This window comes from Pseudonocardia sp. Cha107L01, assembly GCF_052566575.1.
Window position 1 is genome coordinate 2,682,710 of sequence record NZ_CP199579.1, and the last position, 13,721, is coordinate 2,696,430.

At 72.5% G+C, this 13,721-nt stretch carries 13 protein-coding genes; 3 read left to right on the top strand and 10 right to left on the bottom strand.

The features are described 5' to 3' along the window. Positions 1-14: 14 nt before the first annotated feature. Positions 15-1,439: an MFS transporter gene (locus tag ACTXG6_RS12775; protein WP_445189992.1), complete on the bottom strand. Its 1,425-nt coding sequence runs from the start codon at positions 1,437-1,439 to the stop codon at positions 15-17. Positions 1,440-1,608: 169 nt separating this feature from the next. On the opposite strand from ACTXG6_RS12775, the gene ACTXG6_RS12780 reads away from it, so the two are divergent. Next, positions 1,609-2,451 (top strand): helix-turn-helix transcriptional regulator, encoded by an 843-nt coding sequence (locus ACTXG6_RS12780; RefSeq protein ID WP_445187993.1) that lies wholly within the window; start codon positions 1,609-1,611, stop codon positions 2,449-2,451. A gap of 138 nt (positions 2,452-2,589) precedes the next feature. On the opposite strand, the gene ACTXG6_RS12785 is transcribed toward ACTXG6_RS12780, so the two are convergent. From ACTXG6_RS12785 to glpX, 3 genes are all read right to left on the bottom strand, one after another. Further along, a complete protein-coding gene (locus tag ACTXG6_RS12785; protein ID WP_445187994.1) occupies positions 2,590-3,993 on the bottom strand; it encodes a class II fumarate hydratase in 1,404 nt (467 codons plus the stop codon). A 72-nt stretch (positions 3,994-4,065) separates the two neighbouring features. Then, positions 4,066-4,707, bottom strand: coding sequence for a L,D-transpeptidase (locus ACTXG6_RS12790; RefSeq protein ID WP_445187995.1), 642 nt, complete (start codon positions 4,705-4,707; stop codon positions 4,066-4,068). A 182-nt stretch (positions 4,708-4,889) separates the two neighbouring features. After that, positions 4,890-5,957, bottom strand: a complete 1,068-nt coding sequence (glpX, locus tag ACTXG6_RS12795; RefSeq protein ID WP_445187996.1) for a class II fructose-bisphosphatase — start codon at positions 5,955-5,957, stop codon at positions 4,890-4,892. A 103-nt stretch (positions 5,958-6,060) separates the two neighbouring features. Between glpX and ACTXG6_RS12800 the strand changes: the two genes are divergently transcribed. Beyond that, complete coding sequence (locus ACTXG6_RS12800; RefSeq protein WP_445187997.1) at positions 6,061-6,780, top strand: DUF4245 domain-containing protein; 720 nt, start codon at positions 6,061-6,063, stop codon at positions 6,778-6,780. A gap of 51 nt (positions 6,781-6,831) precedes the next feature. On the opposite strand, the gene ACTXG6_RS12805 is transcribed toward ACTXG6_RS12800, so the two are convergent. Genes ACTXG6_RS12805 through ACTXG6_RS12820 form a run of 4 tightly spaced genes read right to left on the bottom strand, consistent with a single transcriptional unit; the run spans position 6,832 to position 9,610 of the window. Next, complete coding sequence (locus ACTXG6_RS12805; protein ID WP_445187998.1) at positions 6,832-7,116, bottom strand: exodeoxyribonuclease VII small subunit; 285 nt, start codon at positions 7,114-7,116, stop codon at positions 6,832-6,834. Positions 7,117-7,159: 43 nt separating this feature from the next. Then, positions 7,160-7,576: a hypothetical protein gene (locus ACTXG6_RS12810; RefSeq protein ID WP_445187999.1), complete on the bottom strand. Its 417-nt coding sequence runs from the start codon at positions 7,574-7,576 to the stop codon at positions 7,160-7,162. A 25-nt stretch (positions 7,577-7,601) separates the two neighbouring features. Next, a complete protein-coding gene (gene xseA / locus ACTXG6_RS12815; RefSeq protein WP_445188000.1) occupies positions 7,602-8,846 on the bottom strand; it encodes an exodeoxyribonuclease VII large subunit in 1,245 nt (414 codons plus the stop codon). Next, positions 8,843-9,610: a lipid droplet-associated protein gene (locus ACTXG6_RS12820; protein WP_445188001.1), complete on the bottom strand. Its 768-nt coding sequence runs from the start codon at positions 9,608-9,610 to the stop codon at positions 8,843-8,845. Before ACTXG6_RS12820 ends, xseA begins: the two co-directional genes overlap by 4 nt. A 135-nt stretch (positions 9,611-9,745) precedes the next feature. Here ACTXG6_RS12820 and ACTXG6_RS12825 point away from each other — a divergent pair, with 135 nt between their 5' ends. After that, positions 9,746-10,711 (top strand): 4-hydroxy-3-methylbut-2-enyl diphosphate reductase, encoded by a 966-nt coding sequence (locus tag ACTXG6_RS12825; RefSeq protein WP_445188002.1) that lies wholly within the window; start codon positions 9,746-9,748, stop codon positions 10,709-10,711. 104 nt (positions 10,712-10,815) lie between these two features. Here ACTXG6_RS12825 and ACTXG6_RS12830 read toward each other — a convergent pair whose 3' ends face one another. Next, positions 10,816-12,057: a DUF6542 domain-containing protein gene (locus tag ACTXG6_RS12830; protein ID WP_445188003.1), complete on the bottom strand. Its 1,242-nt coding sequence runs from the start codon at positions 12,055-12,057 to the stop codon at positions 10,816-10,818. Next, positions 12,054-13,592 carry a DNA recombination protein RmuC gene (locus ACTXG6_RS12835; RefSeq protein ID WP_445188004.1) on the bottom strand — a complete coding sequence of 513 codons (1,539 nt, stop codon included), beginning with the start codon at positions 13,590-13,592 and terminating at the stop codon, positions 12,054-12,056. Before ACTXG6_RS12835 ends, ACTXG6_RS12830 begins: the two co-directional genes overlap by 4 nt. Positions 13,593-13,721 lie beyond the last annotated feature (129 nt).

The window sequence follows — 13,721 nt, forward strand, 5'->3', positions numbered from 1 at the left end:
CCCGGCGCGCGGGGTCAGGTCCGGGGGTCGGGCAGGCCGATCGCCAGCAGGCCGATGGCGATCGAGGTCAGAACCTGTACCGAGGAGACGATCACCAGCGCGTGCTCGACACCCGTCGACGCGCTGAGTGCCGCGAACAGGCTGCCCAGGGTCGCCACCCCGAGAGCCAGCGAGGTCTGCTGGGTGGTGGTCAGCATGCCGCTGCCGACGCCGGCGCTCTCGGCGGGCACCTGGGACAGGATCAGCCGGAACAGGGTGGGCGCGGCCAGGCCCTGGCCGATGCCGAACAGCAGGGTGCCGGGTACCAGGTCGAGCACCCCGAGGTGCGGCCAGGCCAGCAACGTTGTCCCGATCAGCACCAGCAGCGACACCACCAGCACCACGGCGCCGGCCACCATCACCCACCGGCCGAAGCGCTCCACCAGCCGCGCGACCAGCAGCGTGGTCGCCAGGAACGACAGCGCCGTCGGGGTCAGCGCGAGCCCGGACTCCAGCGGGCTCAGGTGCAGCCCGTCCTGCAGCAGCAGCGCGTAGACGAACATGAACGCGCCGAAGCCGCCGAAGAACGGCACCGCGATGAGCAGGCCGCGCCGCATCGACGGCACCCGCAGCACCGACGGCGGCAGCAGCGGCACCCCGCCCCGGTCCTCCAGCCGCCGCTCCACCAGGAAGAACACCGCGCTGATCACCGGGAACGCGGCCAGCAGCAGCCAGCACCACAGCGGCCACCCCAGCCCTGCCCCCTCCATCAGCGGGACCAGCAGCGCCAGCAGCGAGGCCCCGAGCAGCACGGTGCCCCAGAGGTCCACGCCGATCGGGTTGGCGGCCCGGGTCTCCGGCAGCGTCCGGTGGGCCAGCAGCATGGCGAGCAGGCCGATCGGCACGTTCACCAGGAAGATCGGCCGCCAGCCCGCGCCGCCCAGGTCCGCGGCCACCAGCACACCGCCCAGCAGCTGGCCGATCACCATCGAGATGCCGCCGGTGGCGCCGTAGTAGCCGAGTGTCCGGGCCCGCCGCTCGCCGGCGGTGGTCGCCTGGATGATCGAGAGCACCTGCGGTACCAGCATCGCGGCCGCCGCCCCCTGAGCGGCCCTGGCCAGCACCAGGACGCCGGCGTTCGGGGCGAGGCCGCAGACCAGCGAGGTCAGGGTGAACGCGGCCAGCCCGACGGAGAACAGCCGCCGCCGGCCGAACGCGTCGCCGAGCCGCCCACCGATGACCAGCAGCAGCGCGAACCCGATGCCGTACCCGGCCACCACCCATTCCAGGGTTGCGGCGGAGGCGCGCAGGTCGGCCTGGATGGTGGGCAGTGCGACGTTGACGATGAACAGGTCGATCGGGGCCAGCGCGGCGCCCAGCAGCACGGTGAGCAGGCCGCTGGTCGTGAGCCGTGTCGGGTTCCCTGTCGCGGGACCTGTCGTGTGCCCCGCGGTGAGCACCGGTGCCGCGGCGGCGGGAGCCCCGCGCCGGGTACGGATCAGTGGGCGCGTGGTTTTCGTCGTCACGACTACCACGATGCGTCCGCCGGGACACTGGTACCAGGAGGTGTCTTATCCGGGTACCAATAAGTACCTGGTAACAGGCTGAGCGCTGTGTCACAGTGCGAGGGTGGACACTGCGGTACGCGCGCTCGGCGACGCCGTCCGGCGCCAGGAGCTCGCCGGCTTCCTGCGCAACCGGCGGGAGCGGATCACCCCGGAGCAGGTCGGCCTGCCGGTCGCCGGCCGGCGGCGGACCCCTGGCCTGCGCCGCGAGGAGGTCGCGCAGCTCGCCGGGGTCGGGGTCACCTGGTACACCTGGCTGGAACAGGGGCGCGACATCAAGGCCTCGGAGCAGGTACTGGGCGCCATCGCGGGCACCCTGCGGCTGGATCCCTACGAGCGCAGCCACCTGTTCGCGCTGGCCGGGGCACCTGAGCCGATGGTCCAGAAGGACTGCGCCGCGGTGTCCCCGGCGATCCACGCCATCCTCGCCAAGCTGGATCCGTTCCCCGCGGTGGTACAGAACGCGCGTACCGACATCCTGGCCTTCAACTGCGGTTACAACTGGCTGATGGACGTCGACGGGCTGCCCTTCGAGGAGCGCAACTCTCTGCTGCAGTGCTTCACCAACCCGGCCTGGCGGTCCCGGATCCAGGACTGGTCGGACCGGATGCCCGCCTCGGTCGCCGAGTTCCGCGCCCAGATGGCCGACCATGTCGCGGAGCCGGCATGGAAGATGCTGGTCAAGCGGCTACGGCAGGAGTCGGTCGAGTTCGAGGCGCTGTGGACGCAGCACGAGGTGCAGCCGATGCGCAACCAGACCAAGCGGTTCCTGCACCCGGTCGCCGGCCCGCTGCACTTCGAGTTCACCTACCTCTGGTTCGGCCAGCGCAGCTCGGTCCGGGTGACCACCTACACGCCGGCCGACGAGCAGACCGCCGCCACCCTGGCCGCCCACCTGAGCGACTGAGCGCCCGCTTCGCGCTCCCGGCTTGTTGTTGCCGAGCTGCACAGGAGGCAGGTCGGAGGCGCGGTGAACCTGCCTGGTGTGTAGTTAGGTAACGCCAGGCAGGTTCCGGCCGGACCCGAGCCGGCGGCTATCCGTCGGCTAGTCGTTCACGTGGGTCATCGCCAGCACGTCGAGCGCGCTGTCCAGCTGCTCGAGGGTGAGCTTGCCGCTGTCCACGTGGCCGCGCTCGAGCACCACCTCGCGAATCGTCTTGCGCTCCTTGAGCGACTGCTTGGCGATGGACGCGGCCTCTTCGTAGCCGATGTAGCGGTTCAGCGGCGTGACCACCGACGGCGAGGACTCGGCGAGCTCGCGCAGCCGCGCCACGTCGGCCTCCGCGCCGGCCACCACCTTGTCCGCGAGCAGCCGCGACACCGAGGTGAGCAGCCGCGCCGACTCCAGCACGTTGCGCGCCATCACCGGCATCATCACGTTCAGCTCGAAGTTGCCCTGGGTGCCGGAGAAACCGACGGTTGCGTCGTTGCCGATCACCTGGGCGGCCACCATCATGGTCGCCTCGCAGATCACCGGGTTGACCTTGCCCGGCATGATCGAGCTGCCCGGCTGCAGGTCCGGCAGGTGTATCTCGGCCAGCCCGGTACGTGGCCCGGAGCTGAGCCAGCGCAGGTCGTTGGCCACCTTGAACAGCGACACGGCGGCCGCGCGCAGCGCGCCAGACGCCTCCACCAGCCCGTCCCGGGAGGCCTGCGCGGCGATGTGGTCGGCCGCCTCGGTGAGCACGTCCAGACCGGTCGCGGCGCGCAGCTCGGCCACCACGTTGGCACCGAACCCGGGCGGCGCGTTCAGCCCGGTGCCGACCGCGGTGCCGCCGATGGGCAGCTCGGCGAGGCGCGGCAGGCAGTCGCGGAGCCGCGCGGCGCTGTGCTCGATCTGGGTGGCCCAGCCGCCGGCCTCCTGGCCCAGGGTGATCGGCACGGCATCCATCAGGTGGGTGCGGCCGGCCTTGACCACCTCGCGCCAGTCCGCCGCCCGGGCCCGCAACCCCTTCGCCAGGTACTCCAGCGCCGGGATCACGTCCTTGGCCACGGCCTCGGTGGCGGCCAGGTGGATGGTGGTCGGGAACACGTCGTTGGACGACTGCGAGGCGTTCACGTGGTCGTTGGGGTGCACCGAGACGTCACCAGCGCCGAGCGCCCGGGTGGCCAGGGTCGCGATCACCTCGTTGGCGTTCATGTTCGACGAGGTGCCGGAGCCGGTCTGGAAGACGTCCACCGGGAAGTGCTCGTCGTGCTGACCGGCGGCCACTTCGTCGGCGGCCGCCGCGATCACCTTGGCCATCTCCTCGGTCAACGTCCCGTCGCGGCCGTTGACCCGCGCGCAGGCCGCCTTGACCAGACCCAGCGCGCGGATCTGGGCCCGCTCGAGGCCGCGCCCGGAGATCGGGAAGTTCTGCACCGCCCGCTGCGTCTGGGCTCGCCACAGCGCGTCGACCGGAACCTGTACCTCGCCCATCGTGTCGTGTTCGACGCGAAACTCAGTCATGCCGCCAGTCTGGCCGCTATCGCGCCACCCGTCCGGGTGGAGTCGGTCACGTGGGTGCCCGATGTCGGCGGGTTACCTCAGGACCTGGACCACGTCGCCAACCGTGAGGTTGCCGAAGAACCGCTTTGCGGTGGCGTCGGAGAGGTGGATGCAGCCACTGGACTGGGCTCGCAGGCTGCCGGTGTGGAACGCGATGCCGCCGGCCGCGAAGAACACCGACCACGGCATCGGCGCGTCGTCGAACTCCCTGCTCAGGTGGTCCTTGTCCTTCCAGAGCACCCGGTGCCGGCCGGTCGGCGTGCGCTCGCCGGACTTACCGCTGGTGATCGGGACGGGACCCAGGATCACCCGGCCCTTGTCGATCAGCCAGGCCTGCCGGGTGGACAGCCGCACACACGCGGCGACGTTGCTCAGGCACGGTGTGCCCCGCACCAGGACCGGCGGCGGCGGTGGCGGTGGCGGCGGGGGTGGCGGCGGCAGCGGGATGAGCAGCGGCCCCGACCCGGGCGCCGGGATCGGCGCGGTCGACGGCCCTGGCACGATCGGCCCCGGCAGGTGTGGGCCGTCCTGGCTCAGCGCCGACTCGTGCGCCGTGATCCGGGCCGCCTGCGCGGACTCGGCCAGGTTCTGCCGAGACTGCAGGACGGATCCGGTGACGGTGCTGGTCCCCCAGACGGCGACGACGAGCGTCGCCAGCAGCACGCGGTTGTGCATCGACTTCCTTCAGGTCAACCGAACTCGGGCAATCGGGTCTCCCGGGTCCAAGCAGGTGGGTCTGAACAACGCCGACCCAGCTCCCAGTGGGCGACGCTGTCCAGCACCCAACAGGTAGGACGCGTGACCGGCCCCCCGGATGCGGCCGTCGCCCAGTCCCACACTATCGGGTGATTCTGACGTCAGGGCCGGGGCGGCACCGGCATGACGCCGGCACCGGCTTTGTCGATGTCGTAGTCCACCGAGGAGTACGAACGCAGCTTGGTGAGCCGGTGGTAGCCGTCGATCATGCGCACGGTGCCCGACTTGGACCGCATCACGATGGACTGCGTGGTGCAGCCGCCCGGCGTGTAGTGCACGCCGCGCAGCAGGTCACCGTCGGTCACGCCGGTCGCGCAGAAGAACACGTTGTCGCCGGACACCAGGTCGTCGGTCTCCAGCACCCGGTCCAGGTCGTGGCCGGCGGCCAGCGCCTTCTCCCGCTCGGCGTAGTCGCGGGGCCAGAGCCGGGCCTGGATCGCGCCGCCCATGCACTTGAGCGCGGCCGCCGCGATGATCCCCTCCGGTGTGCCGCCGATGCCGAGCAGCATGTCCACACCGGTACCCGGGCGGGCGGCGGAGATCGCGCCCGCCACGTCGCCGTCGGAGATGAAGTGGATCCGGGCGCCGGTCTCCCGGATGGTCTGCACCAACTTGTCGTGCCGGGGCCGGTCCAGGACGCACACCGTCACGTCGGCCACGTCGATCGAGCGCGCCTTGGCCACCCGGCGGACGTTCTCGCTGATCGGCGCGGTGATGTCGATCGCATCGGCGGACTCGGGGCCCACCGCGAGCTTCTCCATGTAGAACACCGCGGACGGGTCGAACATCGCGCCGCGCTCGGCCACCGCGAGCACGGCCAGCGCGTTCGGCATGCCCTTGCTCATCAGGGTGGTGCCGTCGATCGGGTCGACCGCGACGTCGCACTGCGGGCCGTCGCCGTTGCCGACCTCCTCGCCGTTGTAGAGCATCGGGGCCTCGTCCTTCTCACCCTCCCCGATGACCACGACGCCGTGCATCGACACGCTGGAGATCAGCTTGCGCATGGCGTCCACGGCTGCCTGGTCCCCGCCGTTCTTGTCGCCTCTGCCGACCCACCGCCCGGCGGCCATCGCGGCCGCCTCGGTGACCCGGACCAGCTCCATCGCCAGGTTGCGGTCGGGGGCTTCCCTGCGACGTTCCACCGGTTCGGTCGGAAGAGAGGTGTCCATGGGCTAGATCCTGACAGATCACGGTTGGCCGGTGGTTGTGACGAGCGCTAACAGCACCGGACCGGACGCGGGCGCCCGTGTCCGGGGGCAGACAATGGGACCCGTGAGCACCCCGTCCGACCCATCCTCAACTCCGTCCGCCGGCTCATCCCCCGCCGAATCGGCCGGACCGTCCCCGGCCGAGTCGTCGCCCGCTGAGTCGTCGCCCGCTGAGTCGTCGCCCTCGGCACCGCCGGCCGCGGCGCAACGGAGCAAACCCACCACCACGCTGGGCGCCGGCCCCCGGGACATGTTGATCTCGATGCTGATCCTGCTGCCGATCATCGGGCTGCTCGCGTTCCTGGGCCGGGGCTGCTCGTTCAGCCCGGGCGGCCCGACCGTGGACCCGTCGGCGACGCCCAACGTGGACACCCGGCAGGCGCTCGCGGCGGCCGCGCACCAGGTGGCGTTCCCGCTGCGTGACCCGGCGGTGCCGCCCGGCTGGCGGGCCAACGTGGTCGACCAGCGCAAGGCGCCGGGCGACGTGAACGCCGTCCGGGTCGGCTGGATCACCGCGGGTGGCCGGTACCTGCGACTGGTGCAGACCACCGCCGAGGAGGGCGCCCTGGTCGCGGCGGAGACGGGCGGTCCGCCGGGTTCGGCCGCCCCGGTCCAGGCAGCGGGGCTGACCTGGGTGAACTACCGGGGCGCCAACAACGAGCAGGCCTGGGCGTACCGGGCCGACGGGGTGGAGTGGCTGATCACCGGGGACGGGATCGTGCCGGAGTTCCAGATCCTGGCCGCCGCGTTGGCCAAGGCCCCGCCGCTGCCGACCAACGGCTGATCCTGCTCGGGATCAGTGCGCGGGGTCAGGGCTCGGGGACAATGCGCGGGGTCAGTGCTCGGGCCCGCCGCCGTTCGTGTCGGAGGCATCGGCGTGCAGCACCGCGTCCACCCGGTCCCGGGCACCGGCCAGCTGCTGCTCGCAGCGCCGGGCCAGTCGTTCGCCGCGCTCCCAGAGCGTGAGCGAGTCGTCCAGGCTCAGGCCGCCGACCTCCAGCGCGCGCACGACGTCGGCCAGCTCGTCCCTGGCCTGCTCGTAGCCGAGCTGGTCGATGCTGTTGTCCTCGGCTGACGGGTCGCCGGCACTGCCGGCGGGCGGGGCGGCTTCGGGGGTCACCCGGACCATGGTGCCGGATGGCCCGCCGGGCCGGCCGCCCGGCTCAGCTGTCCACCCGGTCGCGCACGCTGGCCATCGCATGGGCGAGCGCGGCGTCGTAGCCGGCACAGGCCTCGGCGAACTCCTCGCCGTCACCCTCGGCCAGCGCCTCGGCCACCCAGTGCTCGAACGCGGCGACCCGGTCGCGGTAGGTGCTGCCCCGGCCGCGCCACCAGGCGCCGCCGGCGTACTCACCGGCCGCTTCGGAGAGCAGCCGCAGCCGGTCGGGGAACTGGCCGCGGCGAGCGCACGCACAGTCGCCGAGCAGCGCGTGCCAGCTGTCCTCGGCGGCCCGTTCGGCGGCCCACGCACGGTCGGTCAGCGGGCCCAGCTCGGGCCGGTGACCGGCCGTCGGGGTGGACCGGATCTCGGAGAGGGTGAGCGGAAGGAAGGCGCCCGCCGGTGGGTGCACTCCAGACATCGCGTTCCTCCGCTCGCCCGGTTGATCAGGTCGAACCGGGTCCATCTACCACCGCGGGGATCGCCCCGTCGGCAAGTCGGATGCGCAGCCGGGCGCCCGGTGGGGCATCGGCCACCGAGCGCAGCACCGGCGACCGTGAACCCGGTGCCGTGACGTGCTGCACCACGGCATATCCACGCGCCAGAGTGGCTGCCGGTCCGAGGCTCGTCAAGCGTGATTGCAGGTGGGAGAGGTCGGTGGCGCGCTCGATGAGGGCACGCTGCACCGTGTCGCGGAAGGACTGGCGCAGCGTGGCCACCTCCTGCGCGCGGCGGTCGAGCTCGCGGTAGGGGGCGGCGAGCACCGGGCGGCCGCGCAGCGAGTCGAGCAGCCGGCGTTCCCGGTCGACCCAGCCGGCGAGCGCGCGCCGAGCCCGGTCACGTAGCCCGGAGATCCGCGCTGTCTCCTCGACAAGATCGGGTACGACCGTCCGGCCCGCCGCCGTCGGGGTGGAACAGCGCAGGTCAGCAACGTGATCGAGCAGTGGTGTGTCCGGCTCGTGGCCGATTGCGGAGATCACCGGAGTGCGCGCGGCGGCGACCGCCCGACACAGCGCCTCGTCGGAGAACGGCAGCAGATCCTCCACGCTGCCGCCGCCCCGGGCGATCACGATGACGTCGGTCTCGCGGTCCCGGTCCAGCATCTCCAGTGCGTCGATGAGCTGCGGCACGGCCAGCGCGCCCTGGGTGGCGGTGTGGCAGATCCGGAATCGGGCGGCCGGCCAACGATTCTGTGCGTTGCTCACCACATCGTGCTCCGCGGCACTGGCCCGGCCGGTGATCAGGCCGATCTGGCGGGGCAGGAACGGCGGCCGGCGCTTGCGCTCCCGGTCGAACAGGCCCTCGGCGGCCAGCAGCTTACGCAGCCGTTCGATCCGGGCGAGCAGCTCACCGATGCCCACCGAGCGGATCTCGTCCACCCGCAGGCTGAACGTGCCCCGGCCGAGGAAGAACGCCGGCTTGCCGTGCACGATCACCCGGCTGCCCTCGGTGACCGGTACCTCGGCGCCGCGGACCAGGCCGATCGGGCAGGTCAGGGTCAACGAGACGTCCGCCGCCGGGTCGCGCAGCACCATGAACGCGGTGCCGGTGCCGGGCCGGGCGTTGACCTGGGTGAGCTGACCCTCCACCCAGACCGCGCCCAGCCGGTCGATCCAGCCGGCCACCTTGCGGGCCACCGTGCGCACCGGCCAGGGCTGCTCCGGCGTGGTCGCGGGGGTCGCGTCGCTCAACGTCCGGCGACGCTGGTGATCCGGTTGCTGAGCATCGTGACGAACGGCGGCCGGTCCTGGTGGGTGGTCTCCCAGGCCAGCAGCCGCTCGAGCTGTTCGAGGCTCAGCGCGCGGAACCGGCCGCGCAGCTGCGGGAGGGTCCAGCTCTCGTACTCGGGCAGCCCGGGCGGACCGGTCTCGGCCGGCTTGGCCGTCGGCTCGGGGGTCTTGGGCTCGGACTTCTTGGTCCCGGGCGTCTTGGTCCCGGACGTCTTGGTCCCGGGCGTCTTGGTCTTGGTGCTGGTCGCCGCGGCGGTGTTCGGCTCGGACACCACTTCGGCGGCCGGCAGCTCGGAGTCCGGGTGCTCGACCGGCGGGCGCGGCACCGGGAGCTCGGAGATGCCCGGCTCAGGGAAGTCGTCCTCGTCGAAGAAGTCCTCGGGCTCCGGGTCGGGCAGGATCCGCACCGGGGTGACCTTCGGCGGCCTCGGCATCTCGACCGAGCGAAGCCCGTTGGCCAGGCCGTTCCGCGGCGCCAGGTCCTCGTCCTCGTCGAACCGCGCCCAGGCTGGGGTCTCCGGCACCGGCCGGAGCGCACCGAGCGCCCGGTCGCCCTTGATGGCCAGCTCGGTGATCCGCTGCTGCAGTCGCATGGACGCCTGCAGCGCCCCGCTGACCGCCGTCACGGGCATCTCGGTGAGCTTGCGGGGCAGCTCCTGCACCTCTTCGAGCGCGGTGGCCACCAGGCCGGCGGCGATCCGAATCGGCATCGGCAGCGGTTTCATACCCGCATTCTTACCTGTCTTGGCTGGTCTGTGTATGTCGGGGACACGATCTGTGCTGGCGGATGGGGGACTGATCCGGGTCAGACCGGTCACTGCGCCCGGCAGGGGCACGGGGTGCCCGCTTACCCTGGACCCATGTCTGCGACGTCTTCGGAAGGCAAGCGCGTCCTCTTGGCCGCGCCCAGGGGCTACTGCGCCGGCGTGGACCGGGCCGTCATCGCGGTGGAGAAGGCGCTGGAGACCTACGGCCCGCCGGTCTACGTGCGCAAGGAGATCGTGCACAACCGGCACGTGGTCGAGACCCTCGCGGAGCGCGGCGCGATCTTCGTCGCCGAGGCGGACGAGGTACCGGAGGGCGCCATCGTGGTGTTCTCCGCGCACGGCGTGGCGCCCAGCGTGCACACCGAGGCCGCCGAGCGCGGGCTGCGCACCATCGACGCGACCTGCCCGCTCGTCACCAAGGTGCACCACGAGGCCAAGCGGTTCGCCAAGGACGACTACGACATCCTGCTGGTCGGCCACCACGGGCACGAAGAGGTCGAAGGCACCGCGGGGGAGGCCCCGAACCACGTCCAGCTGGTCGACGGCCCTCGGGACGTGGCGGCCGTGAAGGTGCGCGACCCGGAGAAGGTCGTCTGGCTGTCCCAGACCACGCTGAGCGTCGACGAGACCATGGAGACGGTCCGCCAGCTGCGGGAGCGGTTCCCCGGCCTGCAGGATCCGCCGAGCGACGACATCTGCTACGCCACCCAGAACCGGCAGGTCGCGGTCAAGGCGATGGCCCCGCACTGCGACCTGGTGCTGGTCGTGGGCTCACAGAACTCGTCGAACTCGAAGCGGCTGGTGGAGGTGGCGCTGACCGCCGGCGCCGGTGCCAGCTACCTGATCGACTACGCCAGGGAGATCGACGAGAGCTGGCTGGGCGGGGTGCGGACCGTCGGTCTGACCAGCGGTGCGTCGGTCCCCGAGATCCTGGTCCAGGGCGTCGTCGACTACCTCGCCGAGCGTGGCTGGGTGGACGTGGAGGAGATCAGCACCGCCGAGGAGTCGCTGACCTTCTCGCTGCCCCGCGAGCTGCGTACCCGCCGCGCCCGCCGCTAGCGCCCGCCCGGTGCTCGCACAGACGGAGTGTGGGCCGCACAGACGCTGCAAGCCCTGTGCGGCCTGCACTGGATCTGTGCGACGGGTGCCGGGGTGCGCCGGAGTTAGGTGGGGCGGGTGCCTCGGGCTGGGGGGCGTTCGCCGGGACGCCGCTCGGGTGGCGGGCGTCGGTCCGCGCCGGGGGGCGGCTCGGCGCGGCGGTCCTTGGCTCGGCGGTCCGGCGGTATCCGGTCGGGCGGTATCCGGTCCGGCGGCGGTCGGCGGTCGGCCGGCGGGCGACCACCCGGAGGCAGCCGGTCCGGCGGCGGCCTGCGGTCACCCGGCTTGCGCTCGCCGCCGGGTCGGTCACCGGGCTTGCGTTCGGCACCGGGTCGGTCACCCGGCTTGCGCTCGCCGCCGGGTCGGTCACCGGGCTTGCGTTCGGCACCGGGTCGGTCACCGGGCTTGCGTTCGGCACCAGGTTTGCGGTCGACGGCGGGCCGGTCAGCCGGCTTGCGGTCGCCGGCGGGGCGGCTGCCGGGCTTGCGGTCGCCGGCCACTCGATCGGCGCGGTCGCCCGGCGGGCGGTCAGCGGCCTTGCGGTCGGTCGGCGTGCGCCCACCAGGGAGCCGGTCGCCCGGCTTGCGCTCGCGGGGCGTGCGGTCGGCCGTGCCGCGGTCGGCGGTAGCGCGGTCATCCGGCTTGCGCTCGGGCCGGCGCCGCTCGGGGCGGGCGTCCGCCGTCCGCTCACCGGGCGTCCGCTCAGCCGGCCCGCGCGCGGTGGCGCCGCGCGCACCGGGCGGGCGACCGGCGGCGGACCGGAGCTCGGACCGCACGCCTCGCTCGCCGGCCGGCCGCCGTCCATCCGGGCGCCCGGAGGCCGGCCGCACCGGCGGGCGACGAATCGCGTCGGCGCCGTTCGAGCGCTGCAGGGCGTACCGCGCCAGCCCGATGGCCACCGCGAACGCCGTGGTCACCGCCATCGTCGGGAACCCGTTGAGCAGCGGCGCACCGATGGAGAGCAGGTGGTCGGTCAGCCCCGAGCTACCGGTGCCGCCCTCACCGGACAGCAGCACCACGGCGGGTACCGCGATCGCCAGCAGCAGCGGCGGCTGCACCATCGGCCCGAACAGCGCGCGCCGCTTGACCCAGCACACCGCCAGCACGCAGCCGGCGAAGTAGCAGCCCTTGAAAATGGTGCCCAGCCCGCTGATGCGGTTCAGGTCGATGAACACACCCAGCCCGGTGAAGCCCAGCGCGATACCGATCGCCGCGTACCCGGGCAGACCCAGCACGCTGCCGACGATGGACCGCTCGTACACGGGCCAACCGGCGGTCGCCGGGCGCGCGGTTTGGCGGGTGGTCACCCGGTCACGGTAGACCGTCCGCCCCCCGAGGCATTTTCGGCCGGGTAACCCGCCTGGTTTGCCCCGGATGACTCGTGCAACGCGATCAGTGCGTCATCGGCGGAGGCGACCAACTCGGGAGCCTGCAGCTGCCGAGGTGAGCGCTCCACCTGGCCGGGCGCGGGCAGCTCGGCATCGCTGACCTTCAGCTCGGTGAGCTTGCGCGCGGTGACCAGCACCCGCGACTCCAGCGAGCTGACCGTCCGGTTGTAGCTGTCCACCGCGGTGTCCAGGCTGCGGCCCAGCTTCGCCACGTGGGTGCCCATGGTCGCCAGCCGGGAGTGCAGCTCGCGGCCCAGCGAGTGCACCTGCGCGGCATTGGCGGCCAGCGCCTCCTGCCGCCAGGTGTAGGCGACGGTGCGCAGCAGGGCGATCAGCGTCGTCGGGGTGGCGATGATGACGTTGTGCGCGAACGCGTGCTCCATCAGCGACGGGTCGGCCCGCAGGGCGGCTTCCAGGAACGGGTCGCCGGGGACGAACAGCACCACGAACTCCGGGCTCGGCTCGAACGTCACCCAGTACGACTTCGAGGACAGCGAGTCCACGTGCGCGCGCAGCTGGCGGGCGTGCGCCGCCAACCGGTCGGTGTGCACGTCCGGGTCGTTCGACTCGACGGCCTCCAGGTAGGCCGCGAACGGCACCTTGGCGTCCACCACGATCTGCTTGTCGCCGGCCAGGTGCACGACCATGTCCGGCCGGGCGCCGCCGTCCTCACCGGTGGCGACGACCTGCTGGTCGAAGTCGCAGTGCTCGACCATGCCGGCGAGCTGCACGATCCGCTCCAGCTGCAGCTCGCCCCAACGGCCCCGCACCTGCGGCGCGCGCAGCGCGTTGACCAGTTGCTTCGTCTCCGCGTGCAGCTGGTCGGAGCTGCGGTGCATGGCGCTGACCTGCTCGCGCAACCCGGCGTAGGCCGACTCGCGGTCCTTCTCCACCACGCGCAGCTGGCCCTCGACCCGGCGCAGCGTGACGTTCATCGGGTCGAGCATCGCGTTGATCGCCTGGGTGCGCGCGGTCGCGTCGCCGTCGGCCTTCGCGGTGAGCGCGGCGGTGACCTCTTTGAGCCGGCCCTCGGCCATCGCCACGAAAGCCTCGTTGTTGCGGGCCAGCGCGTCCGCGGAGAGCACCTGGAAGCTCTCCTTCAGCTGGGTGTCGCGGTGGGCCAGCAGCCGCTCGCGCTCCATCGCGGCGGTGCGCTCGGCGTCCAGCGCGGCGTTCGCACCCACTGCCTCGGTCTCGGCGCGCCGCGCCCGCAGCTCAGAACCGGCGGCCTGCTCGCTGAGCTCGTTGAGCCGGCGCATCAGCGAGTCGCGCTCGACGTGCAGCGCGGCCAGCTCGGAGCGGGCGCCGGCCGCCTTGTCCGCGCCGGCCCGCGCGGTCTCGGCGACGGTCACCCGGTAGCGCGCGTTGAGCAGCACCCAGGCCACCGCCACACCGGCGGCGGCGCCGGCCAGCAGGCCGATCAGCAACATGTTGAGCGCGGTCACGGCGCTCATGCCTCAGCTCCGCGCTCGTTCCGCTCCTCGCTCGCTAGCGCTCGCTGCGATGCTCGCTCGCTGTCGCTCTCGGGGCCCATGTGACTAGCGTGCCGCCTGCACCGACACTTTCGGGTGTGGCACGCCGAT